The following is a 21,855-nucleotide window of genomic DNA, read 5'->3' on the forward strand; positions in this document are numbered from 1 at the left end:
GCTACCGCATCGGATCGCAGGAAGTACCGCATGCGGCGAACGAACCCCTCGACAAGGAAGTCACCATGCCGACACCGACACCTCCCCGCCGGATACTCGCTCTGGCAACCGCAACGCTGACCGCGACGCTGACCCTCGCCGCGTGTTCATCGAGTTCCGACGACTCCGCCACAACCACCGACGGCGCCTCGGCGAGCCCGCACGGCGGTCATAGCAGCGGGCCGCCGGCACCGGCCGTGCCGTTGCGAGCCGGCGAGCGGTTCGTCAACCTGAAGACGCCCGAGCCGTACACGCCGTCGCCCCCCAGCGGTGGCACGGACGAGTACCGCTGCCTGCTGATTGATCCCCAGTTCACCGAGCCTGGGTTCCTGACCGGCACGCAGTTCGATCCGCAGAACAAGACGATCCTGCACCACGCCCTCATCAACCTCGTCAGACCCGAGGACGCCGCAGTCGCGCGGGCCAAAGACGATGCCGACCCCGGACCGGGCTGGACCTGTTTCGGCAGCCAAGACCTGGGCCCCGACCGTCCCACCTCGTGGGTCGACACCTGGACCCCCAACGGGATCGAAACCGTTCTGAAGCAGGACGTCGGTTTTCCCGTCAAGCCCGGCGGCCTGGTGCTCCTGCAGGTGCACTACAACCTGCTGGCCACGGACGGCCGCCCCGGCGAGACAGACCAGTCCGGCGTTCGGCTGCGCCTGACCAAGGGCACCGCGGCCACCACACCGCTGGAGACGACGCCGGTGCAGGCCCCGATCGAGCTACCCTGCGCCACCGGTGAATCCGGCCCGCTGTGCGACCGCGCCACCGCCATCGCCGACGTCACCAAACGATTCGGCGCCGAGGTCGGCGAAACCGAAGGACAACTGCTGCAGCAGTGCAGCAACGGCAAGCCCGTGCCGGGCAACACCCAACGCTGCGACTACCCGGTGCCGCAACCCGTGCGGGTCTACGCCGGCCTGGGACACATGCACCTGCTCGGACGCTCGATCAAGGTCGAGGTCAACCCCGGCACCCCCAACGCGAAAACCCTGCTCGACGTGCCGGCGTTCAACTTCGACGACCAGAAATACCAGGTACTCCCCACCCCCTACGACGTCAAGGCCGGAGACATCGTCCGGGTCACCTGCACCCACGACGCGAGCCTTCGAAAACTCCTGCCGCAGCTGAGCAAGCTCCCGCCGCGGTACGTCGTCTGGGGCGACGGCACCAGCGACGAAATGTGCAGCGGCATCCTCACCACCTCCGCCGTCGTCTGACCCACACCACCTCCACACCGCCCAGGAAACCCAGGTAACGGCGTCAACCCGACGTGAGACGCCGTCACCTGGGGTTCGGGCGCGCCCACGAAAGCGACTCCTCGTGTCCCTCACGCCCTCACCCGCCACCGGCGGGACAACACCGCGGCGCACGCGATCGGTCCGCTGGGCCCGGTTCCGGACTGACGCACCACCACAGACGCCGGCCTGTTGTCCATCACCGCCGCGATACGTCGTCGAAAAGGCATCGCCTCCGGCGACGACGAACGACGTACCCTGCTCTGGGCCGGCCTGATCACCGCGACGACCGCCGTCCTCGGCAGGGCCATCGCCCTGATCCTCGCCGCCTGCACCCACCAGGGCTGTCCCGTCGCCTCCACCGGCCCGGGCTTCCGCTGCCCGTGCCACGGGGTCCACCTTCGACGGTGACGGTCAGGTCACCGCCGGGCCGGCGACAAGTCCCCTCGTCAAGGTGCCCGTACAAGTCGTCGACGGGCAGGTGGTCACCAGATAGCCCGGCCATGTACGACCGTGGTCGTAACGACCATGGTCGTGCTACGATTTTCCGATGACGTCGCTGACTCCGGAACCTGTCTCGCGAAGCCGCCGGGAGCGGCCCGCGAAGCCCGCCCTGACCAGGCAGGGGATCATCGATGCCGCGCTCGGCATCCTATCCGAGGAAGGCCTGGCGAAGGTCACCATGCGACGCATCGCGGGAGTGCTCGACACCGGTCACGCGTCCCTCTACGTGTACGTGCGGGATACCGAGGATCTGCACGCCCAGATCCTCGACGCGATGCTGGCCGACGTCGAGCCGCCGAGCAGCGGGAACTGGCGTGACCGGCTGAAGGGTCTGCTGGGCAGCTACGGCGAAGTGCTGCGCAATCATCCGGAACTCGCCCGCATGGCGCTGTCGACCCAGCCGAACGGCCCGCACTTCACCGCGATCGTCGAGCAGGTGCTCGCGCTGCTGAGGGAGGGTGGCGCCGACGACCGTTCGGCGGCCTGGGGAGTCGACCTCCTGCTGCTGCTGCCGACGGCGCTGGCCGTCGAGCACAACGTCGAAGTCTCGCCGAAGCGGGAGGCCGAGCGGATCTCCGACATGGAGACCCGCATCAAGGCCGCCGACCCGGAAAAATATCCGAACATCGCCCGGCTCGGCGCCGACCTCGTCTCGGGCGACGGCCGGCTCCGCGGCATCTGGGCACTGGACGTGGTGCTCGACGGAATTCTCGCGCGCGCCGCCGCAAACCGCACGCCATAGCCGGACCACGGAACTCGCCCGGAAGGCCGCTTGTACGCTCCGCTCACCCCGGCTGCCGCCGCTCACGCCCCCTGCCCCGGGCGACAGTGATGACCGGGGCAGGCGATGCCGTGCTGTCCTACCGCTGTTTGTGGTGGTGGGCTGGGCTGCGCGGCAGGGGGAGTGGGCGGCGGCGAGGATGAGTGGGCAGGTGGGGGTGCCTGGTGCGCTTGAAGCTCCACTTCTCATCAGCGCGAGCCATGCCGGCTGGAACGAGCAGGGGAGGGCGCCGGGAATGGTGGAGGGGCTCTGAGCTGGGGGTTTGGTTGGGCGCGAAAAAAGTTGGGGAGAAAGTTGGCGAGGGTGTCGATTGGGGGTGGGGGCGTTCGTAGCCAGGGTGAGAGACCGGCACGAGGTCGGTCGCCGCCTCATCGGAGGAAGCAATGACCACCACCACTGACACCCGCATCGCTGCTGTTCGCGCTGACCGCGGCTCGATCCGGTCGGTCGTCGGGCATGGGCTGGTCGCCGCCCTGGTCGCCGGGGTCGCCACGTCGGCGGTTGCCGCTGCTGGGAGTGCGGCGGGGATCAGCCTCGACGTCGCGGGGGCGCCGATCCCGGTGACCGGGTTCGCCACGCTGACCGTGATTTTCTCGCTGGTGGGGCTGGTGCTCGCGGCGGTGCTGCAGCGGGTTGCCCGGCGGCCGCGGCTGGTGTTCGTGCGGACGACGCTGGTGCTGACGGGGCTGTCGCTCGTGCCGGATGTGCTGGCCGACGCGGCTACTGGTACCAAGGTTCTGCTGATGGTGACGCATCTCGTGGCCGCGGCCATTGTCATTCCGGCGGTTGCTCGCCGGCTGTCCGTCTGACCACCGTTGAAGAGGGAGACGATCATGAAGCAGTACATGCTGGCCGTGCAGTTCGACTACACCGCGCCGTCGCTGCCGGACGATGAGGTTCAGACGTTGTACGGCGACGTCGAACGGGTCAACGAGGAGTTGCGGAAGGCGGGGGCCTGGGTGTTCGGGGGTGGTCTGCTGGCTCCGTCCAGTGCCACCGTCGTGCGGGTCGAAGGTGGGGACACCACGATGACCGACGGGCCGTACGCCGAGACCAAGGAGACGATCGGCGGGTTCTGGGTGCTGCGCTGCGCCGACCTGGACGAGGCGCTGGCCTGGGCCGAGAAGTGCTCGCGGGCCTGCCGGGGCCCGATCGAGGTGCGGCCGTTCGAGGACGAGGACTGAGTGGACCTCGAAGGCATCTACCGCGCGGAGTACGGGCGCTGCGTCGCCACGCTCGCCCGCCTCCTCGGTGACATCAGCCTCGCCGAGGAGGCCGTGCAGGACGCGTTCACGGTGGCGCTCCAGAAGTGGGACGTGGCGCCGCCCAACCCGGGCGCCTGGATCGTGACCACGGCCCGGAACCGGGCCATCGACCGGTTGCGCCGGGAGTCCACCCGCGAGGCCCGCCACGCGCAGGCCATGTTGCTGAACCAGGCCGACGAACCCAGGGAGGTGGGACCGGTGCGCGACGACCAGCTGCGACTGATCTTCACCTGCTGCCACCCCTCACTGGCGCCCCTGGCGCAGACCGCCCTGACGCTGCGGCTGCTGGGCGGGCTCGAGGTGCCTGAGATCGCGCGGGCCTACCTCGTCCCGGAGGCCACGATCGCCCAGCGCATCGTCCGGGCCAAGAAGAAGATCCGCGACGCCGGCATCCCCTACCGGGTGCCGGGCGAGGCCGAACTGCCGGCCCGCCTTCCGCCGGTGCTGACCGTGCTGTACCTGATCTTCAACGAGGGCTACACGTCCACGGCCGGGAGCCTGGTGCGCACCGACCTGTCCGCCGAGGCGCTGCGGCTGGCCCGCGAGCTGGCCGCCCTGATGCCCGACGAGCCCGAGGTGCTCGGGCTGCTGGCCCTGCTGATGCTGATCGAGGCGCGGCGCCCGGCCCGGGTCGGCCCGTCCGGCGAGCTGGTGACGCTGGCCGAGCAGGACCGGTCGCGGTGGAACCGGCCGCTGATCGCCGAGGGCCACGAGCTGGTGCGCCGGTGTCTGCGCCGCAACCGGCCGGGCCCGTACCAGATCCAGGCCGCGATCAACGCCGTGCACACGGACGGTCCGGCCACCGACTGGAACCAGGTGCTGGCCCTGTACGACCAGTTGCTGGCCTTGACACCGACGCCGATCGTCGCCCTGAACCGGGCGGTCGCGGTCGCCGAGGTGCATGGTCCGGCGATGGCGCTGGCCGTCCTGGCCGACGTCGACCTGCCGGGCTACCACTTGCTGCCGGCGACCCGGGCCGCGCTGCTGGCCCGGCTGAACCGGACCGACGAGGCGCGCGCCGCCTACGACGAGGCGATCGCCCTGACCGCCAATGACACCGAGCGGGCTTTCCTCCGCGGCCGTCAGGCCGCTCTCGGAGGGTGACCACTCCCGCACGTGGAGCGGAGCGACCCTCGGCGGGAGCGACGGTCTGAACCACCCACCCGGCTACGACCTCAAGATTGTGACCTTGATCTGTGGTCCGCGGACGACACTGGTCAGATGACTGTGACTGTGGTGTCGGGAGCGACCGGGCGGCTGGGTGGGCGGATCGCGCGGCTGCTGGATGATCAGGGTGTTCAGCAGCGGCTGCTGGTGCGGGACGCGAGCCGGGCGCCGAGGCTGGGCAACGCCGAGGTGGCCGTGGCCGAATACGCCGACCGGGAGGCGATGCGGCGGGCGCTGGACGGCGCCGGCACCGTGCTGATGGTGTCGGGGGCGGAGAGCGCCGACCGGATGGACCACCACCGGGCGTTCGTCGACGCGGCCGCGGACGCCGGGGTCGGGCACATCGTCTACACGTCGTTCTACCGCGCCGCGCCCGACGCCACCTTCACGCTGGCCCGCGACCACTGGGCGACCGAGGAGTACCTGCGCGCGAAGGGGCTGACGTTCACCAGCCTGCGGGACAACCTGTACGCCGACTTCCTGCCGATGATGGCCGGCGACGACGGGGTGATCCGCGGGCCGGGCGGGAACGGGCGGGCCTCGCTGGTGGCGCAGGACGACATCGCGTCCGCCGCGGCCGCGGTGCTGCTGGCGCCGGAGGGCCACGCCGGCCGGGTGTACGACCTGACCGGGCCCGAGGATCTGTCGTTCGCGGAGGCGGCGGCGATCATCAGCCGGGTCACCGGGCGGCCGGTGCGGTTCCACGACGAGACCCTCGAGGAGGCGTACGCCTCGCGCGCGGTCTACAACGCCCCGGGCTGGCAGGTCGACGCCTGGGTCAGCACCTACACGGCGGTGGCAGCGGGCGAGCTGGCCGGCGTCTCGGGGGCGGTCGAGGAGCTGACCGGACATCCGGCGATGTCGCTGGAACAACTTCTGACATCGAAGTGATCACCTATCCGACAGTTACCTTGCGCTGATGTTCGAGGCAGGGATCGAGAAGAATCTTCGTCTCCGGGGTTACGCGGAGTAATGATCAGTGCCAGACTGAGCGTCACCATTAAACGGGTAGCGCGTAGGTAGTTCACCCGTGTCCACTGGAGAACGAGCGCCTCATAGTTGCAGCCAGAAAGGAGTGACCATGTGCGAGCACCTGCCGACCTGCCCCCAGGCGGCCGAACCCGGCCACGACGCCGCCCGGGTCGTGGCTGCTCACCCTGAGCAGGGCTGGAGCCTGCTCTGTAACGGTGTGGTGACCTTCGATGACACCGGCGAGTTGATGCCGGACGGTAGTGCCGTCGCCCCCCACCCGCCCAAGATCAGGATGGAAACCGCCGTACCCGCGTGATTCCGGCCATCCCGGCAGCGGTGCGCACCCACTAACGTGCTCTCCTATGAGCACTGCCACGACCGCGCGTGGTTCCCTCGGCAACCTTCCCGCCGAGGTGACCAGCTTCGTCGGTCGTCGGCAGGAAGTGACCGGCATCCGCCGGCTGTTGTCGACCAACCGCCTGGTCACGCTGACCGGCGGCGGTGGGGTCGGCAAGACCCGCCTCGCGCAACGCGTCGGCGGCGAGATGCGCCGGGCCTTCCCGGACGGCGTCTGGTTCGTCGAGCTGGCCGAGCTGCGCGACCCCGACCTGGTGGCGGTCACGGTCGCCGAGGCCCTGGGCATCCGTGAGGAATCGATCGGCGCGGCCGCCCCCGGCCTGGCCGAGTTCCTCGCCGACCGCCAGGCCCTGATCATCCTGGACAACTGCGAACAGCTGGTCGCCGCCTGCGCCGACCTCGCCGCGCTGCTCCTGCGCAGCTGCCCCGAGGTGCGCATCCTGGCCACCAGCCGGCAGGCCCTGCGGGTGGCCGGCGAGGCCACGCTGGCCGTGCAGCCGCTGTCGGTGCCCGACCCCGAGGTTCCGGCGACCCCGGCCGAGCTGGCCCGCAACGAGTCGGCCAGCCTGCTCGCCGAGCGCGCGGCGGCGGTGCTGCCCGATTTCACGGTGACCGAGGAGAACTCGGCCACCATCGCCCGGCTGTGCCAGGCGCTGGAGGGTCTGCCGCTGGCGATCGAGCTCGCGGTGGCCCGGCTGCGGGTGCTGTCGCTCGATCAGATCCTGGAACGCCTCACCGACCGTTACCGGCTGCTGACCAGTGGAACACGGAACGCACCCGCGCGGCAGCAGACGCTGCGTGCACTGATCGACTGGAGCTGGGATCTCTGCTCGGACGCGGAGCGTACCCTCTGGTCGCGGGTCTCGGTCTTCTCCGGCGGGCTGGAACTCGACGCCGCCGAGCAGGTCTGCGCCGACGACGCCCTGCCGGCCGAGCAGATCCTCGACCTGATCGCCTCGCTGGTCGACAAGTCGGTGCTCAACCGGATCGGTGACGGGCCGCGGGCGCGCTACCGGATGCTCGAGGTGGTCCGCGAGTACGGCGCCCTGCACCTGGCCGAGGCCGGCGAGCAGGACCGGGTCGCCGGGCGACACCTGGAGTGGTTCGCGCGGCTGGCCACCTACGGCGACCGGAACTGGGTGAGCCCCGACCAGGCCGCGGTCATGCAGCGGCTCAAGGACGAGAAGGCCAACCTGCGGGTCGCGCTCGAGTTCGCCGTCTCACACCAGCTCACCAACGTCGCCTGCCGGCTCGCCGCCGACCTGGAGAACCACTGGTTCGTCCGCGGCTTCCTGTCCGAGGGACGCCACTGGCTCGAGCGGGCCCTGGCGCTGCCGCCCCAGAAGCACTGGACGCGGGTGAAGGCGCTGCGGGTGGCCGCGTTCATCGCCACCGTGCAGGCCGACCTGACCCGGGCCGAGCGCCTGCTCATCGAGACCCGTGCCCTGGTGAACGAGCTGCCGCCGTCGATCGAGCGGGCCTACGTGCCGCTGATGGAGGGCCAGATCGCGATGTTCAGCGGCGACAACATGCGCGCGCTGGAACTGTTCGGCCGGTCGCTGATCACGTTCCGCGAGTTCGGCGCGCGCGGCGGCGAGATGTGGACGCTGTGCTGCCTCGGGCTCACCCGGGGCCTGTCCGGAAGACCCTCCGACGGGTACGCCGACCTGGCCGCCAGCCTCGACCTGGGCTCGGCCAGCGGCGAGGTGTGGTGGCGTTCGTTCGCGCTGTGGGCGTTGAGCGTGCTGCGCTGGCTGGACGGCGACAACGCCGGCGCCGCGGCGGCCGCCAAGGAGGGCCTGGACGTCCGCCGGCTGGTCGAGGACGAGCAGTTCGGGGTGGGCCTGTCGCTCGAGTCGCTGGCCTGGGTGGCCGCCGTCGAGCAGCGCGACCAGCGGGCGGCCCGGCTGCTCGGCGCGTCCCAGCGGGTGTGGCACGCGATGCACACGTCGCTGGCGGCGTTCCACCGCCTTGGCGACTTCCACGACCAGACCGTGGCGTCGGTGCGTTCCCGGCTGGGCGGCCGCGCCTTCGACGCCCAGCTCCAGCGTGGCCTGGCGCTGAGCGCGGCCGACGCGGTGGCCTACGCCCTGGAACGCACCGCGGCGCCGGCCCAGCGCACCGCCGCGGCCCCCGACGACTCCGGCCTCACCAAGCGCGAACGCGAGGTGGCGGCCCTGATCGCCGAGGGCCTGAGCAACCGCGAGATCGCCGCCCGCCTGGTGGTCGCCCAGCGCACCGCCGAGGGCCACGTCGAGAACATCCTCAGCAAGCTCGGTTTCACGTCCCGCTCCCAGGTGGCCGGCTGGCTGGCGGCTCAGTCGACGCCCGATTCCTGACGCGCCCTGTCAGCCTCTGCCCGCAGACTGGGGCCATGACCACGTCTGGATTCGCCACGTTGGCAATGCTCAACCTCGACGCCGACAACCCGGCCGAGCTGGCCCGGTTCTACAGCCAGGTGCTGGGCTGGGAGGTCCTGCACAGCGCCGACGAATACGCCATGATCGGCGACGGCTCGTCCAGCATCGGCTGGGGCAAGGTGCCCGGCCACTCGGCCCCCGGCTGGCCCGACGAGCAGTCCCCGAAGCGCTTCCACCTCGACCTCTACGTCGAGGACCTGGACAAGGCCGAGGCCGAGGCGCTGGCCCTGGGCGCGACCAAGCCGTCCACCCAGCCGGAGCCCGATCGCTGGCGCGTGCTCCTCGACCCCGGCGGCCACCCGTTCGACCTCTGCCTGAAGAGCTGAGATCAAGAGCTTGATGTCGTAGCGCGGTGGGTGGTTCAGACCGTCGCTCCCGCCGAGGGTCGCTCCGCTCCACGTGCGTGAGCGGTCACCCTCCCGAAGGCCCGCGGCGCCTGAGCGCCGCGGGCCATCGGAGAAAAGTTACTGCTGCTGCTGGCTGTCGCCGGCGCCGGTGCGCTGCTGGGCGGCGTCGACACCCTTGTCGATCTGGTCCGAGTGCTTGTTGCCGGTGCGCTGGTCGACCTGGTCGCCGGCCTTCTCGAGACCCTGGTCGACCTGCTCGTCGTGCTTGTCGGCGAAGTTCTTCGCCTGGTCCGCGATACCCATGATCGAGTTCTCCTTCGCTACTGCTGTGCGGCCTGCTTGGTCTGCTGGGCCGACGAGGCGGCCTGGTCCTTGGTGGTCTGAGCCGCGTCCTGGGCGGTCTCCTTGACCTGGGCCACCGCCTGCTGGGCGTTGTCCTTGAGCTCGGCGCCGAAGTCGCTCGCGGTCTCCTTCACCTTGTCGGTGAGGTCGCCGCTGTTGTCCCGGATCTGCCGGCCGGCGCGCTGCTCGGCGTCGGTCACCGGGATCAGCGTGGCGGCGAGCATGCCGACGCCGAAGGCGATGACCCCGGCGGCGATCGGGTTGCCCTGCGCCTTCCGGGCGACGGCGTGCGGCGCGGCGCGCACCGAGCCGGCGGCCTCGCGGACCGAGTCGGCGGCCGAGCTCGCGCCGTCACGGACCGAGTCGGCGGCGGAATGGGCCGCCGAGCCGGCCGAGTGGACGGCGGAGCCGGCGGCGTCACGGGTGGACTCCGTCGTACCCATCACCTTCTCGCGTACCGCGGTCCACCGGCGCCGGGCCACCTGACGCGGGCTGGTCTTCTCGGCCAGCAGGTCCACGTCGCGGGTGAGCGAGGCACGGGTGCCCTCGATGTCCCGCCTCAGCCGGTCGGGTTCTTCAGCCATTTCGCGTCCTCCTTCAGGGTGTCGACCGTGCGGTGCGGAACCGGGTCCACGGTCTTGAGTCGTTTGCGGCCGGTGGTGTAGAGGACGGCGCCGATGGCGGCCCAGACGACCGCCACGATGAGCGCCGCCCATCCGGCGTCGATGACGTTCGCCAGCCCGAAGACCAGCGCGAAGCTGAACAGCACGACGGCCAGGTAGCCGGCGAACCCGGCGCCGCCGAGCAGCCCGGCGGCCTTGCCGGCCTTGGCCGCCTCCTGCCGGATCTCCGCCTTGGCCAGGTCGACCTCCTGGCGGAACAGCTGCGACAGGTCGTTGCTGATGTTGCCGATCAGTTCGCCGACCGAGGTGTCGCCCGGATCCGGCCGCGTGTCGTCCGGGTAGGGCGCGGTCACAGCCCACCACCCGGACGCTCGGTGAACGGGCGCTCGGGGACCGGCGGGACGGCGTCGGGCGTGCCGGTTCCGGTCGACACGTACTCGGTCGCGACCGGGGCGGCCGGCTCGGCGTAGACCGGTTCGGCGTAGGCAGGTTCGGCGTACACCGGGGCCGGGTCGACCGGCGGGGTGGTGGCCGGGCCGGGGTCGCGGGAGACGTACGCGTCGGTCTCGGGCTTGTCGTCGGCCTTGGCCACGCTCTTGCCCAGCCGGCCGACCACGAAGCCGGCGGCCAGGGCGGTGGCCAGGAACGCGCCCGGCCGCCGCCGCGCGAAGTCCTGCACCTCACGCAGCACGCCGTCGGGTCCGTGCCGGTCGAGGTAGTCGGCGAACTGCCGGCCGCCGTCGGCCACCCGGGAGACGACCGCCGCGGCCGGCCCGTCGGTGCGCTCGCCACGCATCTCGTCGAGCTGGTCGGCGGTGTCCCGGATGGTCCCGACGAGCTTGTCGTTCTGGGTACGCGCCTGCTCGCCGACCCGGCCGCGGACGTCGGACGCCAGGTTGCGGGCCTGGGCCCCGGCCTCCTGGACGACCCGCTGGGTCTGTTCCTTAGCGGTCTCCTTCACGTCACCGGCGGCCTGCCGGCCCTCGTGTGCGACCTGCTTGGCACGATCACCCGCGGACGGTGTGTCGCGATAGGACCCCGGTGCGTCGATCCCGACGCCGGGGGAGACGTCACTCATGGTGCCCTCCAAGGGGGTGTGATGTGTCCTCGCTGGAGGCTGGCTACCCGCCGCCCTGGCCCGCAATCGTGTTGTGCCAATGAAAATCGGTCACCCCGGATGAGGAATAGTGCTGGTCATCGGGGGTACACGCGCTCGACTGCCATCGCTCTGCGACGGCGCGAAGACTCCACGCTTGTCCCCTGGAGTCGCCGCGCCGGCCGGAACGCAGAGTGATCGCCGACCCGGTGGCGCCGCCGCGCCCTCGCTCACGCGCTGCGACCGCGGCTGCACGCGCGCCGAAGAAGATCGGGATCGGGTTTGGCGCTCCTCGTCGGCGGGGTAACACCGGCGCCGCAACCCCACCGATCGAGGAGTTTCCATGGCCATTCAAGGCGTCTTCTATTTGATCGCTGTCATCCTGCTCGTGCTCGCCGCGCTGCCGATCGGCACCCGCGGTGTGTCCCTGGCCCTGCTCGGCGCCGCGTTCGCGCTGCTCGGCTACTCGTGGGACACGATCACGGGCTGACCGTGCGGCGGTACACCACGGCCTGCCAGGGGCCGAGGATGCGGTCGGACGGCGCCTGCCCGGTGTTGTTGAGCACCAGTTCGGCGTCGTCCCAGCCGGCCAGATCGTCCAGCGCGGCGGGCGTCGCGCCGAAGTTGCCGGCCACCAGCAGTTCGGTCGCGCCGAGCCGGCGGGTGTAGGCGTACACCTGCTCGTCGTGCGGCGCCAGCATGGTGAAGTCGCCGCTCACCACGGCCGGCTCGGTGTGCCGCAGGTCGATCAGCTTGCGGTAGTGGTGGTAGACCGAGTCGGGGTCGGCCACGGCGGCGGCGGCGTTGATCTCGGAGAACGAAGGATTCACCCGGAGCCAGGGCGTGCCCGTGGTGAAGCCCGCCTGCGGCGAGGAATCCCACTGCATCGGCGTGCGCGCGTTGTCCCGCCCGCGCGCCCGCAGCACCGTCAGCACCTCGTCCGGCCTCCGGCCCTCCTTCTCGACCGCCTGCGCGTACTGCCCGAGCGCCTCGATGTCCCGGAAGTCCTCGATGGTGTCCCAGGGCGCGTTCGTCATCCCGAGCTCCTCGCCCTGGTAGACGTACGGCGTCCCGCGGTGCAGGTGGAGCACCGTGCCGAGCATCTTGGCCGACTCGACCCGGAAGTCGCCGTCGTCGCCGAAGCGGGACACCACGCGCGGCTGGTCGTGGTTGTTCCAGTAGAGGCTGTTCCAGCCCACCTCGGCCAGCCCGGCCTGCCAGCGCCCGAAGATCGCCTTCAGGGCGGTGAGTTTCAGCGGTACGAGCTGCCAGGGGTCGGCCCCGCGGTCGATCCACACGTGGTCGAACTGGAACACCATGTCGACCTCGCCCCGGGCCGGGTCGGTGTAGAGCTTGGCCTCGTCGACCGTGACGCCGGGCATCTCGCCGACGGTCAGCAGCGCGTCCCGCCCGGCGAACACCTTCTCGTGCATCTCGTGCAGGAACTCGTGGTTGCGCGGCCCGTTCAGGTAGTGCGGGGCGCCGTTCGCGTACGACTGGCCGACCGACAGCACGCCGTCGGGCAGCGCCGGGTCCTTGGAGATGTGGTCGATGACGTCCATCCGGAAGCCGTCCACGCCCCGGTCGAGCCACCAGCGCATCATCTCGTACACGGCCTCGCGGACCTCGGGGTTCTCCCAGTTCAGGTCGGGCTGCTTGCGGCTGAAGAGGTGCAGGAAGTACTCGCCCGTGGCCGGGTCGTACTCCCAGGCCGAGCCGCCGAAGACCGAGCCCCAGTTGTTCGGCTCGGCGCCCGGGGTGCCCGGATCCATGCCGTCGCGGGCCGGCCGCCACCAGTACCAGTCGCGCTTGGCCGGGTCGCGGAACCAGGCGTGCTCGTCCGAGCTGTGGTTCACCACCAGATCCATGATTAGCTTCATGCCGCGGGCGTGCGCTTCGGTCAGCAGCTCGTCGAAGTCGGCCAGGGTGCCGAACAGCGGGTCGATGTCCTGGTAATCGCTGATGTCGTAGCCGTTGTCGTCCTGCGGGGACGGGTAGACCGGGGACAGCCAGAGGACGTCCACACCCAGCTCGGCCAGGTAGTCCAGGTGCTGGATGATGCCGCGCAGGTCACCCATGCCGTCGCCGTCGGAGTCCGCGAAGCTCCGCGGATAGATCTGGTACACCACCGCGCTTTTCCACCAGGGATCCGTCATGCCTCTTCCCTAACACGGGAAGTCCGCGAAATCCCCTCGTAACAAGATCAGGCCGTCACATACTGGCTGAGTGATTTAGACCACTTCGGGAGGCGACATGAAGATTGCCCTGCTGGGACCGATCGCCTGGCGTACGCCGCCGCTGCACTACGGCCCATGGGAGTTGATCACCAGCCTGCTCGCCGAGGGCCTCGCCGCCCGCGGCGTCGACGTCACCCTGTTCGCGACGCTGGACTCGCTCACCAAGGCCACCCTGGACGGAGTCTGCCCGACCGGGTACGCCGAGAACGACGAGCTGGACGGCCGCGTCTGGGAGTCCATGCACGTGGCCCACGCGCTGCGCCGCTCCGGCTCGTTCGACCTGGTCCACAACCACCTCGACTGGCTGCCGCTGGCCTTCTCGCAGCACTGCGCGGCGCCGATGCTGACCACGATCCACGGCTTCTCGGGCAGCCGCATCCTGCCGGCCTACCGCAAGGCCGAGAGCTCGTACGTCTCCATCTCGGACAGCGACCGGTCGCCCGACCTGGACTACGTGGCCACCGTCTACCACGGCGTCGACCTGGAGGCGCTGCCGTTCGACCCGGACGGCGGCGACGGGCTGGTCTGCTTCGGCCGGATCCACCCGGACAAGGGCACGCACGAGGCGATCGAGATCGCCCGGCGCTCGGGCCGGCGGCTGACGCTGTGCGGGATCGTGCACGACGACGCCTACTTCCGCGAGCTGGTCGAGCCGCACATCGACGGCGACCAGGTGGTCTACCTGGGCTCGGTCGGCCCGGCCGACCGCGGCCGGATCCTCGGCGGCAGCGCGGCGCTGCTGCATCCGATCTCGTTCGCCGAGCCGTTCGGGCTGTCGGTGGTGGAGTCGATGGCCTGCGGTACGCCGGTGATCGCGTACCCGCTGGGGTCGATGCCCGAGGTGGTGGACGAGGGTGTCACGGGACGGCTGGTCGGCGGCGTGGACGAGGCCGTGGCCGCGGTGCGGGCCATCGAGGCGATCGACCGGGGTGGATGTCGCGTACGGGCTCGGGAGCGCTTCGGCGCCGATCGCATGGTCGACGACTACCTGCGCGTTTATCAAAAAGTAATCCGATAACAAACTATTTTGGTACGCTCAAAATCAGCTCAAATCGGACACCCTAATGCTGCTGCGGGGAGGCAGCCCCGAGTCCAGGAAAGGCCGGCCATGCCTGCGTCGTACGGCTTTCTCAGCACCTATCCACCGACCCAGTGCGGTTTGGCGACCTTCAATGCGGCACTCGCCACGCATTTGAACGCCGGACATCTGGGCAACGGCGTGGTCCGGCTGGTGGCCGGCGACGACCAGGGCGGCCTGGCCGTGGACAAGGCGGCGCCGCGGGTGACGCACACGTGGCACACCGACCAGCCGGGCGGCTGGGTCGCGGCGGCCAACGCGCTGAACCGGTTCGACGTGGTGATCGTCCAGCACGAGTACGGCATCTACCCGGGCGACGCCGGCGAAGAGGTGCTGCCGCTGCTCCGGGCGCTGAAGAAGCCGAAGATCGTGGTCCTGCACACCGTGCTGGCCAGCCCCGACCCGCTGCAACGCGTGGTGCTGGAGCGGATCGTGGCCACGGCCGACGCGGTGGTCACGATGACCGACACCGCCCGCCGCCGGCTGACCGAGTGCTACCGGGTCGAGCCGCGCAAGATCTCGGTGATCCCGCACGGCGCCAACAGCCACGCCACGTCGGCCAAGGGCCGCACCGAGGTCCCGCACCTGCTGACCTGGGGTCTGCTCGGCCCCGGCAAGGGCATCGAGTGGGCGCTGCGCTCGCTGGCCGAACTGGCCGAGCCGAGGCCGGTCTACACGGTGGCCGGGCGTACCCACCCGAAGGTCCTGGAACAGCACGGGGACGTCTACCGCGACGGGCTGAAGAAGCTCGCCGCCGACCTGGGCGTGGCCGACGTGGTGCGCTGGGAGGACCGCTACCTCGACCAGGCCGAGCTGAGCGCGCTGATCCGGTCGGCCGACGTGGTGGTGCTGCCGTACGACTCGACCGAGCAGGTCACCTCGGGCGTGCTGATCGAGGCCGTCGGCGCCGACGTGCCGGTGGTGGCGACCGAGTTCCCGCACGCCGTCGAGCTGCTCGCCGACGGTCCCGGGCTGCTGGTGCCCCACCAGGACCCGCCGGCCATGGCGGCGGCGATCAAGCGGCTGCTCGCCGACCCGGACACCACCAGCCGGCTGACCGGGCTGGCCGGCGGGCCGACGCTGCGCTGGCCCGCGGTGGCCGCCCGCTACCAGGCCCTGGCCGGCAAGCTGCTGGCCGTCCGTACGCCCGCCACCGCGGCGAGCGTTCCGGCGTGACGCAGACATTGCGGCTGGTGCCGCCGCCGCCCCGACTCACCGACGCGCCCGCTCCGAGCTGGGCGCAGATCGCCCGGCTGTCCGACGACGTCGGCCTGCTGGAGCACGCCCGCAACGCGACGCCCCGGCGCGAGCACGGCTACTGCGTCGACGACGTCGCCCGCGGCCTGCTGGTCGCCTGCCGGGAGCGCCAGCCGACCGGCGCCGTGGTCACACTCACCGAGCGCTACCTGGCCTTCTGCGCGCACGCCCTGGGCCCGGACGGCGGATGCCGCAACCGGCTGAGCTACGAGCGGCGGTGGCTCGACGAACCGTCAACCGGCGACTGGTGGGGCCGGGCGCTCTGGGGGCTGGGCACGGCCGCCGCCCGCAGCACCGTCCCGTGGATCCGGCGTGAGGCGATGGAGGCGTTCCTGATCGCCGCCCGGCAGCGGTCCCCGTGGTCGCGGGCGATGGCGTTCGCCGGGCTGGGCGCGGCCGAGGTGCTGCGGGCCGACCCGCGCCGGACCGAGGCGGCCGACCTGCTGGCCGACGCGGCCACGGTGATCGGCGTGCCCGGCTCGGGGGAGTGGGCGTGGCCCGAGCCCGAGCTGACCTACGCCAACCCGGCGCTGCCCGAGGTGCTGATCGCGGCCGGTGACCTGCTCGGCGACGAGCACCTGCTGGCCGACGGGCTGCGCATGCTGGCCTGGCTGTGCGCCGAGCAGCAGAACGACGGGCACCTGTCGGTGGTTCCGGTGGGCGGCTGGCGGCCCGGCGTACCCAAGCATCGGTTTGATCAGCAGTCGATCGAGGTCGCGGCGACCGCCGACGCCTGCGCCACCGCCGCCGCGGTCAGCGGGGACGAGGGCTGGGACGCGCGGCTGTTCCAGGCGATCGCCTGGTTCCTGGGCGACAACGACACCGGCACGGTGATGTACGACCCCCAAACCGGTGGAGGTTATGACGGGTTGACACCGGATGGTCCAAATCTGAACCAAGGTGCCGAATCCACCCTCGCCCTGCTCTCCACGCTGCAGCACGCTCGTGCCCTGGCGGCGCGGAGATGCGCGACCCGACCCTCAGGCGGCTTAGCATGACCGCAGCCATGAATCCTCCACAGCTCGCCACCCGGCTCGACCTCACCATGGCGCCCGACGACCGGCGCACGGTGATCAAGCTGTTCGTGCCCGGCGAAGACGCCCAGCTCGTGCAGAACCGCGCCTCCGGCCTGATCGAGCGCATCCTGCAGCTCGACGAGGAGCAGATCGGCCGGATGCTGGAGGAGGTGCTGTCCCGGTTCGCCGGCCGGCACCACGACCTGACCGGCGTCTTCGCCCACCACTACGAGCTGGTCAGCCACCGCGTCCCGGCCGAGATCGAGCTGTCGCCGGCCGCCCGGACGCTGATCGGGGCCTACTTCAGCCACGAGTACTCGGTCGAGGCGGCGGCGCTGTGCAACCCGTCGATGGTGCCGCACCCCGACCAGTCCGACATGCGGGCGGGTGAGCTGCGCGCGGCGATCAGCCTGCGCCAGATCGGCGAGGGGCACATCTCGTCGATCGGGTTCGCCACCGCGATCCTCGGCCCCGGCCCGCAGATCCAGCTCGAGGACCGCGGCGGGCCGCTGATGATCGGCCAGCGGGTCGGCGCCAAGCACCTGCTCGAACAGCTGGCCGCCGGGCTGGCCGACGCCGAGATGGACAACGAGGCTTCGGCGTACGTGCTGTCGGCGCTGCCCGACCGCTACGACGACGAGGAGTTCGAGGACGTCCTCGGCCACCTGCCGTCCGAGCTGATGTCCCGGCCCACCACCCAGGAGACGCTCGAGGTCATCCGCCGGATCGTCAGCGCCGACTACGCGGTCGCCTTCCCCTGCACGGTCGGTCTGGACCAGCGGGTGCTCTGGCCGTCCACGCCGGCCGAGAGCAACGGCATGGAGGACGCCCGGTTCGTGCAGGAGATCGAGCCGGACGGGCGGATCATCTACCACGCGACCTACACCGCGTACGACGGCCGGCAGATCGGCGGCCGCCGCGTCACCACCCGCGACCTGCGGCACTTCGAGGTCACCGCGCTGTACGGCCCGGCCGCCCGGAACAAGGGCATGGCCCTGTTCCCCCGGCCGGTCGGCGGCCGCCGCCTCGCCCTCTGCCGCTCCGACGGCGAGACCCTCGGCCTGACCGTGCTCGACGAGCAGAACCGCTGGCAGCCGGCCGAGCCGCTGCTCCTCCCGCACCGCGGCTGGGACCTGATCCAGGTCGGCAACTGCGGCTCACCGGTGGAGACCGAGGCGGGCTGGCTGGTGCTCACCCACGGGGTGGGCCCGATGCGGCGGTACGCGATCGGCGCGATGCTGCTCGACCTCGACCACCCCGAGCGGGTCCTCGCCGACCTCCCCGCCGGCCTGCTGGAACCGGACGAGGAGGAGCGCGAGGGCTACGTGCCGAACGTGCTCTACTCGTGTGGCGGCCTGCTCCACGACGGGATGTTCTGGCTCCCGTACGGCGCCAGCGACGTCCGCGTCGGCTTCGCCTGCATCGAGCTGGACCGGCTCCTCGAAGCGATGGTGCCGGTCCAGCACTGATGCCGTTCGCCGGCCTCGATCTCCGTGCGGGCGCCGGCCTCCTCCTTGCGGTCGGCGGCCTACTTTCCGTCGCCGGCCTACTTTCCGTCGGCGGCCTCGACCAGGCTGAGCAGTTGCCGGCCGAGCCCGGCCGGCGCCTTGACGCGACCGCCGGCGGTCGAGACCGCCTGCGGGCAGGTCGCGTCGCCGAGCACGACGGTGATCGAGTCGGCCCGCTTCTCCCGTGACTCGTTGATGGCGAGCGCGACCGTGCCGGATCTCTCCAGGACGCATTCCTCACCGGCGGGCACGGGTTCGCGCAGCTGGGCGAGCTTGGCCCGGATCTGGGACAGGGTGGCGGCGTCCTGCGCGGTGACCATCTGCGGAGCTTCGCCGAGGACGCTGTCGAAGGTGGCCGGCAACACCAGACCGCCGGAGCGCGGGGCGGGCGCGCCGGCCGGCCAGGTGACCCGCGGCAGCAACTGCTCGTGGCCATCGTCGTCCCCGGCGGAGATGCCGGCCGTCGTCGCCTCGACGTCGTTGCCGAACGCGGTGTAGGTCCACATGGAGTCGACCATGCCGAAGCCGCCCCGCTGAACCTGGATCGGCTGACCGTCCTTCACGATCAGCCGGTCCGGGGTGAGGCTCCGGCCCATGCCCGTCCGGACGACGACCATCCACGCCCTGCCCTCCGACTCGCAGCCGCCGAGGCTGTCCCGGGGCTGCGGCGCCCGCCCGGCTCCCCAGTGCTGGGCGAGATAGACGGTGTTCGGTTGGGCCGTGCACGGCTCGAAGCCGTCGACCCGGCTGGTCTGCCAGCCCTTCGGCACGGCGACCGTCAAGCCGCCGAAGGTTTCCGTCGACCCGGGCGCCCCCGTGGCGTCGGGCCGGTTCGGAATCCCCATGACGACGGGCACGGCCACCACGGCCGCGACCGCGGCGGCGACGAAGCCGGCGGCTCCCAGGGAACGGCGGCGCCGCACACTGCGGCGGCCCAGATCCACCAGGCGGGCGGCGGGATCGGTCTCGGCCGGGGTCACCGACGCGGCCGCGCGGTCGAGCAGTTCGCTCACTTCGTTGTTGGTCACTGCATCTCCTTCGAGGTCTCCAGGAGCAGGCCGCCGGCCCGCAACGCGGCCAGGGCACGGGACGTGCGGCTCTTCACCGTTCCGACGGCGACGCCGAGGGTCTGCGCGACCTCGGACTCGGAGGCGTCGGCCCAGAACCGCAGCACGAGCACCACCCGTTGCTCGGCCGGCAGCCCGCGCAGCACGTCGAACATCTGCACGCTGAGATCCGACTGATCCGCGAAGCCCGGGCCGGACGCGTCCGGCATCTCCCCGGTCGGCACCTCACCGCTCCAGCGCCGCCGCCGCGCCCGCATCGCCGTCCGCACCATCACCCGACGCACGTAGGCCTCGGGCCTGCCGTCCGGCCCGCCGAGCTTGGGCCAGGACCGGTAGGCCGCGATCAGTCCTTCCTGCGCGAGGTCCTCACCCAGGCGGGGGTCCCCGGCCAGCAGCGCTCCGAAGCGGACGATCTCGCGGTACCGCCCGGCCACGAACTCCTCGTAGCCGCCGGTCTCCACTCTGCGAAACAAGCCCATGCCCTATTAAGGTCCCTGGACCCCCACTCTGGTTCCGCGCCCTTTGCTCTGAGCGCGTATAGGCAACACATCGATGGTGGCGGTATCCGGATGTCGCCCGCATCCAGGTGGTGCCTATACGCGCTCAGAGCAGAGGGCCGCGGGGTGGGGGTCGGGCGCGGAGCGCCGGGAGGGTGACCACGCGCGGTGCCTATACGCGCTCAGAGCAAAGGGCGGCGGGCTGGGGTGGGCGCGGAGCGCCCGTAGGGTGACCACGCACGCGGAATGAAGGTCGCGCGGCTCTGTTTTGGCCGCGCCAGCGGCCAGGAGCCGGGTGACCGGCCTCGGCGGGAGCGACGGTCTGTACCTCCCGCCGAGCTACGACATCAAGCTCTTGATCCTGGTGGGGAAGGGCCGAAGGTATACCTGGTGTCGACGAAGGTCGCTGGCGAAAGAGCGCCGGTCTGGCGTTGACTCGGCGCTGTGTATGACGGGGATGCCGTGACCACGCCGGTGGGGCTGCGGGTGTTGTTCTGGGCGCTGCCGCCGGTGCTCGGGGCGGCCGTGGTTTTCGGGGTCGAGCGGCTGGCCGATGTGGTGGTGGAGTGGCGCTGGGTACCGTGGAAGGGGCTGTTCCGGGTGATCCACGAGATCCCCGAGCCGTGGGCGACCGGCGGCGCGCTGGTGGTCGGGGCGCTCCTCGGGCTGGTGCTGGCCGCGATGGTCGACGCCGAATCGCTCGCCGTCCGGGTCGACGGGCCCGATCTGGTGCTGACCCGGCCCGGGGTGCGGCGGGTGGTGCCGCGGGGCGAGGTGGTCACCGCGTTCCGGGACAAGGGCACGCTGGTGCTGCTCGGCCGGAACGGGCGGGAACTGGCGCGGGAGCCGTCGAACACGTCACCCGCCCGGGTCGAGCCGTTGCTGCGGTCGTACGGGATCGCCTGGGCCGAGAAGGACCCGTTCGCGGACGCGTACCAGCGGTGGGTGCCGGACTCGCCGGAGGTGTCGGCCGCGGCCAACGCGGTCTTCGCGGCCCGGCAGAAGGCGCTCGAGTCGGACGACGACCGCGACGTGGCCGAGCTGCGTGAGGTGCTGGCCGGGCATGGCTACGTGGTGCGGGACGAGCGGAAGAAGCAGTACTGGCGCCAGGTCGGCCAGAAAAGCTAGAACGGCTAGAACGGTTAGAACGGCTCGAGGACGGTGCCGGTCACCACCCAGATGGTGAGGACGGCGAGGAAGTCGCCGCGCTCGCCGGCCGCCGCCACCTCGGTCAGCCACGGGTCGCGGTGCCCGTCCGGCCACATCCCGGCGTCGGCCGGCACGACCGGGTTGACCATCGGGAGCACCACGGCCGCCGAGGCCGGCGTACCGAAGAAGAGCGTGACCGGCACCGCCGAGACCTCGCCCAGGCCGTGCCGGACCAGGCGCGATCGCAGCGTACGGCCCATGTCGCGCTGTTCCGGGGCGAAGGTGCTCAGCGTGTGTGCCACCAGGGACCCGGTCAGCTCGGGGGACATCCCGTCGAAGGCCAGCGAGCGCCAGTCGGTGTCGATCAGGCAGATCCGGCCGCCGGGGCGGGTGACCCGGCGCAGCTCGGCGATCGTCTGCTCGGGGTCGGGCACGTGTTGCAGCACCCGCTCGCACCAGACGCCGTCCATGCTCGCGTCGAACAGGTCGAGGTCGGCGATGTCGCCCTGCTGGTAGTCGACGTTGCTGCCGTCGTGCCGGCTGCGCGCCGCCTCGATGTGCACCGCGGAGAAGTCGACCGCGGTGACCGAGCCGGTCGGGCCGGTCCGTCCGGCCAGCATCCGGGCCACCTCGCCGCCGCCGCAGCCCGCGTCGAGCAGGTGCTGACCCGGCCGTGGGTCGAGGGCGGCCATCGCCGCCGCGCGTACCCGCTTGATCTCCGGGTGGCGGGACATCGCCTCCAGCGACGTGATCAGCAAGGCCAGCATGGGCGCGGGCATTCGGTCGAGGTCGGCGAAGGGTGTGCCCACCGTTGCATGGTCCATTCCGCCATTGTGCTGATCCACCGGCCGTGATCCGGGCGCTCGTCGGCCATCCGACAAGCTTCCGGCGT

At 71.2% G+C, this 21,855-nt stretch carries 24 protein-coding genes; 16 read left to right on the forward strand and 8 right to left on the reverse strand.

Features of this window, described 5'->3' with window-relative positions; all coding sequences use genetic code 11:
- Window positions 1–65 precede the first annotated feature (65 nt).
- The 10 genes from AB0O15_RS10365 to AB0O15_RS10410 all read left to right on the forward strand — a co-directional run bounded on the left by AB0O15_RS10365 (window position 66) and on the right by AB0O15_RS10410 (window position 9,072).
- Window positions 66–1,262, forward strand: coding sequence for a monooxygenase (locus AB0O15_RS10365; protein WP_364316660.1), 1,197 nt, complete (start codon window positions 66–68; stop codon window positions 1,260–1,262).
- Between the two features lie 210 nt (window positions 1,263–1,472).
- Complete coding sequence (locus AB0O15_RS10370) at window positions 1,473–1,691, forward strand: Rieske 2Fe-2S domain-containing protein (RefSeq protein WP_364316662.1); 219 nt, start codon at window positions 1,473–1,475, stop codon at window positions 1,689–1,691.
- Between the two features lie 139 nt (window positions 1,692–1,830).
- Window positions 1,831–2,526 carry a TetR/AcrR family transcriptional regulator gene (locus tag AB0O15_RS10375; protein WP_364316664.1) on the forward strand — a complete coding sequence of 232 codons (696 nt, stop codon included), beginning with the start codon at window positions 1,831–1,833 and terminating at the stop codon, window positions 2,524–2,526.
- A gap of 422 nt (window positions 2,527–2,948) precedes the next feature.
- Window positions 2,949–3,374, forward strand: a complete 426-nt coding sequence (locus AB0O15_RS10380; protein ID WP_364316666.1) for a DUF6069 family protein — start codon at window positions 2,949–2,951, stop codon at window positions 3,372–3,374.
- A 24-nt stretch (window positions 3,375–3,398) separates the two neighbouring features.
- Window positions 3,399–3,749 (forward strand): YciI family protein, encoded by a 351-nt coding sequence (locus tag AB0O15_RS10385; protein ID WP_364316669.1) that lies wholly within the window; start codon window positions 3,399–3,401, stop codon window positions 3,747–3,749.
- Complete coding sequence (locus AB0O15_RS10390) at window positions 3,750–4,934, forward strand: RNA polymerase sigma factor (RefSeq protein ID WP_364316672.1); 1,185 nt, start codon at window positions 3,750–3,752, stop codon at window positions 4,932–4,934.
- Between the two features lie 117 nt (window positions 4,935–5,051).
- Window positions 5,052–5,888, forward strand: a complete 837-nt coding sequence (locus tag AB0O15_RS10395) for an SDR family oxidoreductase (RefSeq protein ID WP_364316674.1) — start codon at window positions 5,052–5,054, stop codon at window positions 5,886–5,888.
- A 190-nt stretch (window positions 5,889–6,078) separates the two neighbouring features.
- The gene (locus AB0O15_RS10400; protein ID WP_364316677.1) at window positions 6,079–6,285 is read left to right on the forward strand and encodes a DUF5999 family protein; all 207 of its coding nucleotides are present in this window, start codon (window positions 6,079–6,081) and stop codon (window positions 6,283–6,285) included.
- Between the two features lie 46 nt (window positions 6,286–6,331).
- Window positions 6,332–8,665: a LuxR C-terminal-related transcriptional regulator gene (locus AB0O15_RS10405; RefSeq protein ID WP_364316680.1), complete on the forward strand. Its 2,334-nt coding sequence runs from the start codon at window positions 6,332–6,334 to the stop codon at window positions 8,663–8,665.
- A gap of 35 nt (window positions 8,666–8,700) precedes the next feature.
- The gene (locus tag AB0O15_RS10410) at window positions 8,701–9,072 is read left to right on the forward strand and encodes a VOC family protein (protein ID WP_364316682.1); all 372 of its coding nucleotides are present in this window, start codon (window positions 8,701–8,703) and stop codon (window positions 9,070–9,072) included.
- A gap of 138 nt (window positions 9,073–9,210) precedes the next feature.
- Here the strand turns inward: AB0O15_RS10410 and AB0O15_RS10415 are convergent, their stop codons facing one another.
- From AB0O15_RS10415 to AB0O15_RS10430, 4 genes are read right to left on the reverse strand one after another with little or no spacing between them, the layout of a single operon-like run.
- Window positions 9,211–9,396 carry an antitoxin gene (locus tag AB0O15_RS10415; protein WP_364316684.1) on the reverse strand — a complete coding sequence of 62 codons (186 nt, stop codon included), beginning with the start codon at window positions 9,394–9,396 and terminating at the stop codon, window positions 9,211–9,213.
- A gap of 17 nt (window positions 9,397–9,413) precedes the next feature.
- A complete protein-coding gene (locus AB0O15_RS10420) occupies window positions 9,414–10,019 on the reverse strand; it encodes a DUF3618 domain-containing protein (RefSeq protein ID WP_364316686.1) in 606 nt (201 codons plus the stop codon).
- Window positions 9,995–10,411, reverse strand: coding sequence for a phage holin family protein (locus AB0O15_RS10425; RefSeq protein WP_364316689.1), 417 nt, complete (start codon window positions 10,409–10,411; stop codon window positions 9,995–9,997). The genes AB0O15_RS10420 and AB0O15_RS10425 overlap by 25 nt, the downstream gene beginning before the upstream one ends.
- Window positions 10,408–11,136 carry a hypothetical protein gene (locus tag AB0O15_RS10430; RefSeq protein ID WP_364316692.1) on the reverse strand — a complete coding sequence of 243 codons (729 nt, stop codon included), beginning with the start codon at window positions 11,134–11,136 and terminating at the stop codon, window positions 10,408–10,410. Before AB0O15_RS10430 ends, AB0O15_RS10425 begins: the two co-directional genes overlap by 4 nt.
- Before the next feature lie 361 nt (window positions 11,137–11,497).
- Here AB0O15_RS10430 and AB0O15_RS10435 point away from each other — a divergent pair, with 361 nt between their 5' ends.
- Window positions 11,498–11,644 carry a hypothetical protein gene (locus tag AB0O15_RS10435; RefSeq protein ID WP_364316694.1) on the forward strand — a complete coding sequence of 49 codons (147 nt, stop codon included), beginning with the start codon at window positions 11,498–11,500 and terminating at the stop codon, window positions 11,642–11,644.
- On the opposite strand, the gene AB0O15_RS10440 is transcribed toward AB0O15_RS10435, so the two are convergent.
- Window positions 11,634–13,310 (reverse strand): alpha-glucosidase, encoded by a 1,677-nt coding sequence (locus tag AB0O15_RS10440; protein WP_364316697.1) that lies wholly within the window; start codon window positions 13,308–13,310, stop codon window positions 11,634–11,636. The genes AB0O15_RS10435 and AB0O15_RS10440 overlap by 11 nt on opposite strands.
- Before the next feature lie 97 nt (window positions 13,311–13,407).
- Between AB0O15_RS10440 and AB0O15_RS10445 the strand changes: the two genes are divergently transcribed.
- The 4 genes from AB0O15_RS10445 (at window position 13,408) to AB0O15_RS10460 (ending at window position 18,211) form a co-directional block, all read left to right on the forward strand.
- Window positions 13,408–14,409 carry a glycosyltransferase family 4 protein gene (locus AB0O15_RS10445; protein ID WP_364316699.1) on the forward strand — a complete coding sequence of 334 codons (1,002 nt, stop codon included), beginning with the start codon at window positions 13,408–13,410 and terminating at the stop codon, window positions 14,407–14,409.
- A gap of 90 nt (window positions 14,410–14,499) precedes the next feature.
- Window positions 14,500–15,645, forward strand: a complete 1,146-nt coding sequence (locus AB0O15_RS10450; RefSeq protein ID WP_364316701.1) for a glycosyltransferase — start codon at window positions 14,500–14,502, stop codon at window positions 15,643–15,645.
- Complete coding sequence (locus tag AB0O15_RS10455) at window positions 15,642–16,724, forward strand: glycosyltransferase (RefSeq protein ID WP_364316704.1); 1,083 nt, start codon at window positions 15,642–15,644, stop codon at window positions 16,722–16,724. The genes AB0O15_RS10450 and AB0O15_RS10455 overlap by 4 nt, the downstream gene beginning before the upstream one ends.
- An 8-nt stretch (window positions 16,725–16,732) precedes the next feature.
- On the forward strand, window positions 16,733–18,211 hold the full coding sequence (locus AB0O15_RS10460; RefSeq protein WP_364316707.1) for a glycoside hydrolase family 130 protein: 1,479 nt from the start codon (window positions 16,733–16,735) through the stop codon (window positions 18,209–18,211).
- Between the two features lie 77 nt (window positions 18,212–18,288).
- On the opposite strand, the gene AB0O15_RS10465 is transcribed toward AB0O15_RS10460, so the two are convergent.
- Both AB0O15_RS10465 and AB0O15_RS10470 read right to left on the reverse strand, forming a co-directional pair.
- Window positions 18,289–19,278 (reverse strand): hypothetical protein, encoded by a 990-nt coding sequence (locus AB0O15_RS10465; RefSeq protein WP_364316710.1) that lies wholly within the window; start codon window positions 19,276–19,278, stop codon window positions 18,289–18,291.
- On the reverse strand, window positions 19,275–19,790 hold the full coding sequence (locus AB0O15_RS10470; RefSeq protein WP_364316713.1) for a SigE family RNA polymerase sigma factor: 516 nt from the start codon (window positions 19,788–19,790) through the stop codon (window positions 19,275–19,277). Before AB0O15_RS10470 ends, AB0O15_RS10465 begins: the two co-directional genes overlap by 4 nt.
- Before the next feature lie 468 nt (window positions 19,791–20,258).
- Here AB0O15_RS10470 and AB0O15_RS10475 point away from each other — a divergent pair, with 468 nt between their 5' ends.
- Window positions 20,259–20,942, forward strand: coding sequence for a hypothetical protein (locus AB0O15_RS10475; protein ID WP_364316715.1), 684 nt, complete (start codon window positions 20,259–20,261; stop codon window positions 20,940–20,942).
- 14 nt (window positions 20,943–20,956) lie between these two features.
- Here the strand turns inward: AB0O15_RS10475 and AB0O15_RS10480 are convergent, their stop codons facing one another.
- Window positions 20,957–21,787, reverse strand: coding sequence for a methyltransferase domain-containing protein (locus AB0O15_RS10480; RefSeq protein WP_364316718.1), 831 nt, complete (start codon window positions 21,785–21,787; stop codon window positions 20,957–20,959).
- Window positions 21,788–21,855 lie beyond the last annotated feature (68 nt).

Origin of the sequence: Actinoplanes sp. NPDC089786, assembly GCF_040684855.1 — a bacterium.
Classification (GTDB): Bacteria; Actinomycetota; Actinomycetes; order Mycobacteriales; family Micromonosporaceae; genus Actinoplanes.

Coding starts and splice junctions, on each gene's coding strand:
- AB0O15_RS10365 (WP_364316660.1), top strand. CDS start 66: ATGCCGACACCGACACCTCCCCGCCGGATACTCGCTCTGGCAACCGCA.
- AB0O15_RS10375 (WP_364316664.1), top strand. CDS start 1,831: ATGACGTCGCTGACTCCGGAACCTGTCTCGCGAAGCCGCCGGGAGCGG.
- AB0O15_RS10380 (WP_364316666.1), top strand. CDS start 2,949: ATGACCACCACCACTGACACCCGCATCGCTGCTGTTCGCGCTGACCGC.
- AB0O15_RS10385 (WP_364316669.1), top strand. CDS start 3,399: ATGAAGCAGTACATGCTGGCCGTGCAGTTCGACTACACCGCGCCGTCG.
- AB0O15_RS10395 (WP_364316674.1), top strand. CDS start 5,052: ATGACTGTGACTGTGGTGTCGGGAGCGACCGGGCGGCTGGGTGGGCGG.
- AB0O15_RS10400 (WP_364316677.1), top strand. CDS start 6,079: ATGTGCGAGCACCTGCCGACCTGCCCCCAGGCGGCCGAACCCGGCCAC.
- AB0O15_RS10405 (WP_364316680.1), top strand. CDS start 6,332: ATGAGCACTGCCACGACCGCGCGTGGTTCCCTCGGCAACCTTCCCGCC.
- AB0O15_RS10410 (WP_364316682.1), top strand. CDS start 8,701: ATGACCACGTCTGGATTCGCCACGTTGGCAATGCTCAACCTCGACGCC.
- AB0O15_RS10415 (WP_364316684.1), bottom strand. CDS start 9,396: ATGGGTATCGCGGACCAGGCGAAGAACTTCGCCGACAAGCACGACGAG.
- AB0O15_RS10420 (WP_364316686.1), bottom strand. CDS start 10,019: ATGGCTGAAGAACCCGACCGGCTGAGGCGGGACATCGAGGGCACCCGT.
- AB0O15_RS10430 (WP_364316692.1), bottom strand. CDS start 11,136: ATGAGTGACGTCTCCCCCGGCGTCGGGATCGACGCACCGGGGTCCTAT.
- AB0O15_RS10435 (WP_364316694.1), top strand. CDS start 11,498: ATGGCCATTCAAGGCGTCTTCTATTTGATCGCTGTCATCCTGCTCGTG.
- AB0O15_RS10440 (WP_364316697.1), bottom strand. CDS start 13,310: ATGACGGATCCCTGGTGGAAAAGCGCGGTGGTGTACCAGATCTATCCG.
- AB0O15_RS10445 (WP_364316699.1), top strand. CDS start 13,408: ATGAAGATTGCCCTGCTGGGACCGATCGCCTGGCGTACGCCGCCGCTG.
- AB0O15_RS10450 (WP_364316701.1), top strand. CDS start 14,500: ATGCCTGCGTCGTACGGCTTTCTCAGCACCTATCCACCGACCCAGTGC.
- AB0O15_RS10460 (WP_364316707.1), top strand. CDS start 16,733: ATGAATCCTCCACAGCTCGCCACCCGGCTCGACCTCACCATGGCGCCC.
- AB0O15_RS10480 (WP_364316718.1), bottom strand. CDS start 21,787: ATGGACCATGCAACGGTGGGCACACCCTTCGCCGACCTCGACCGAATG.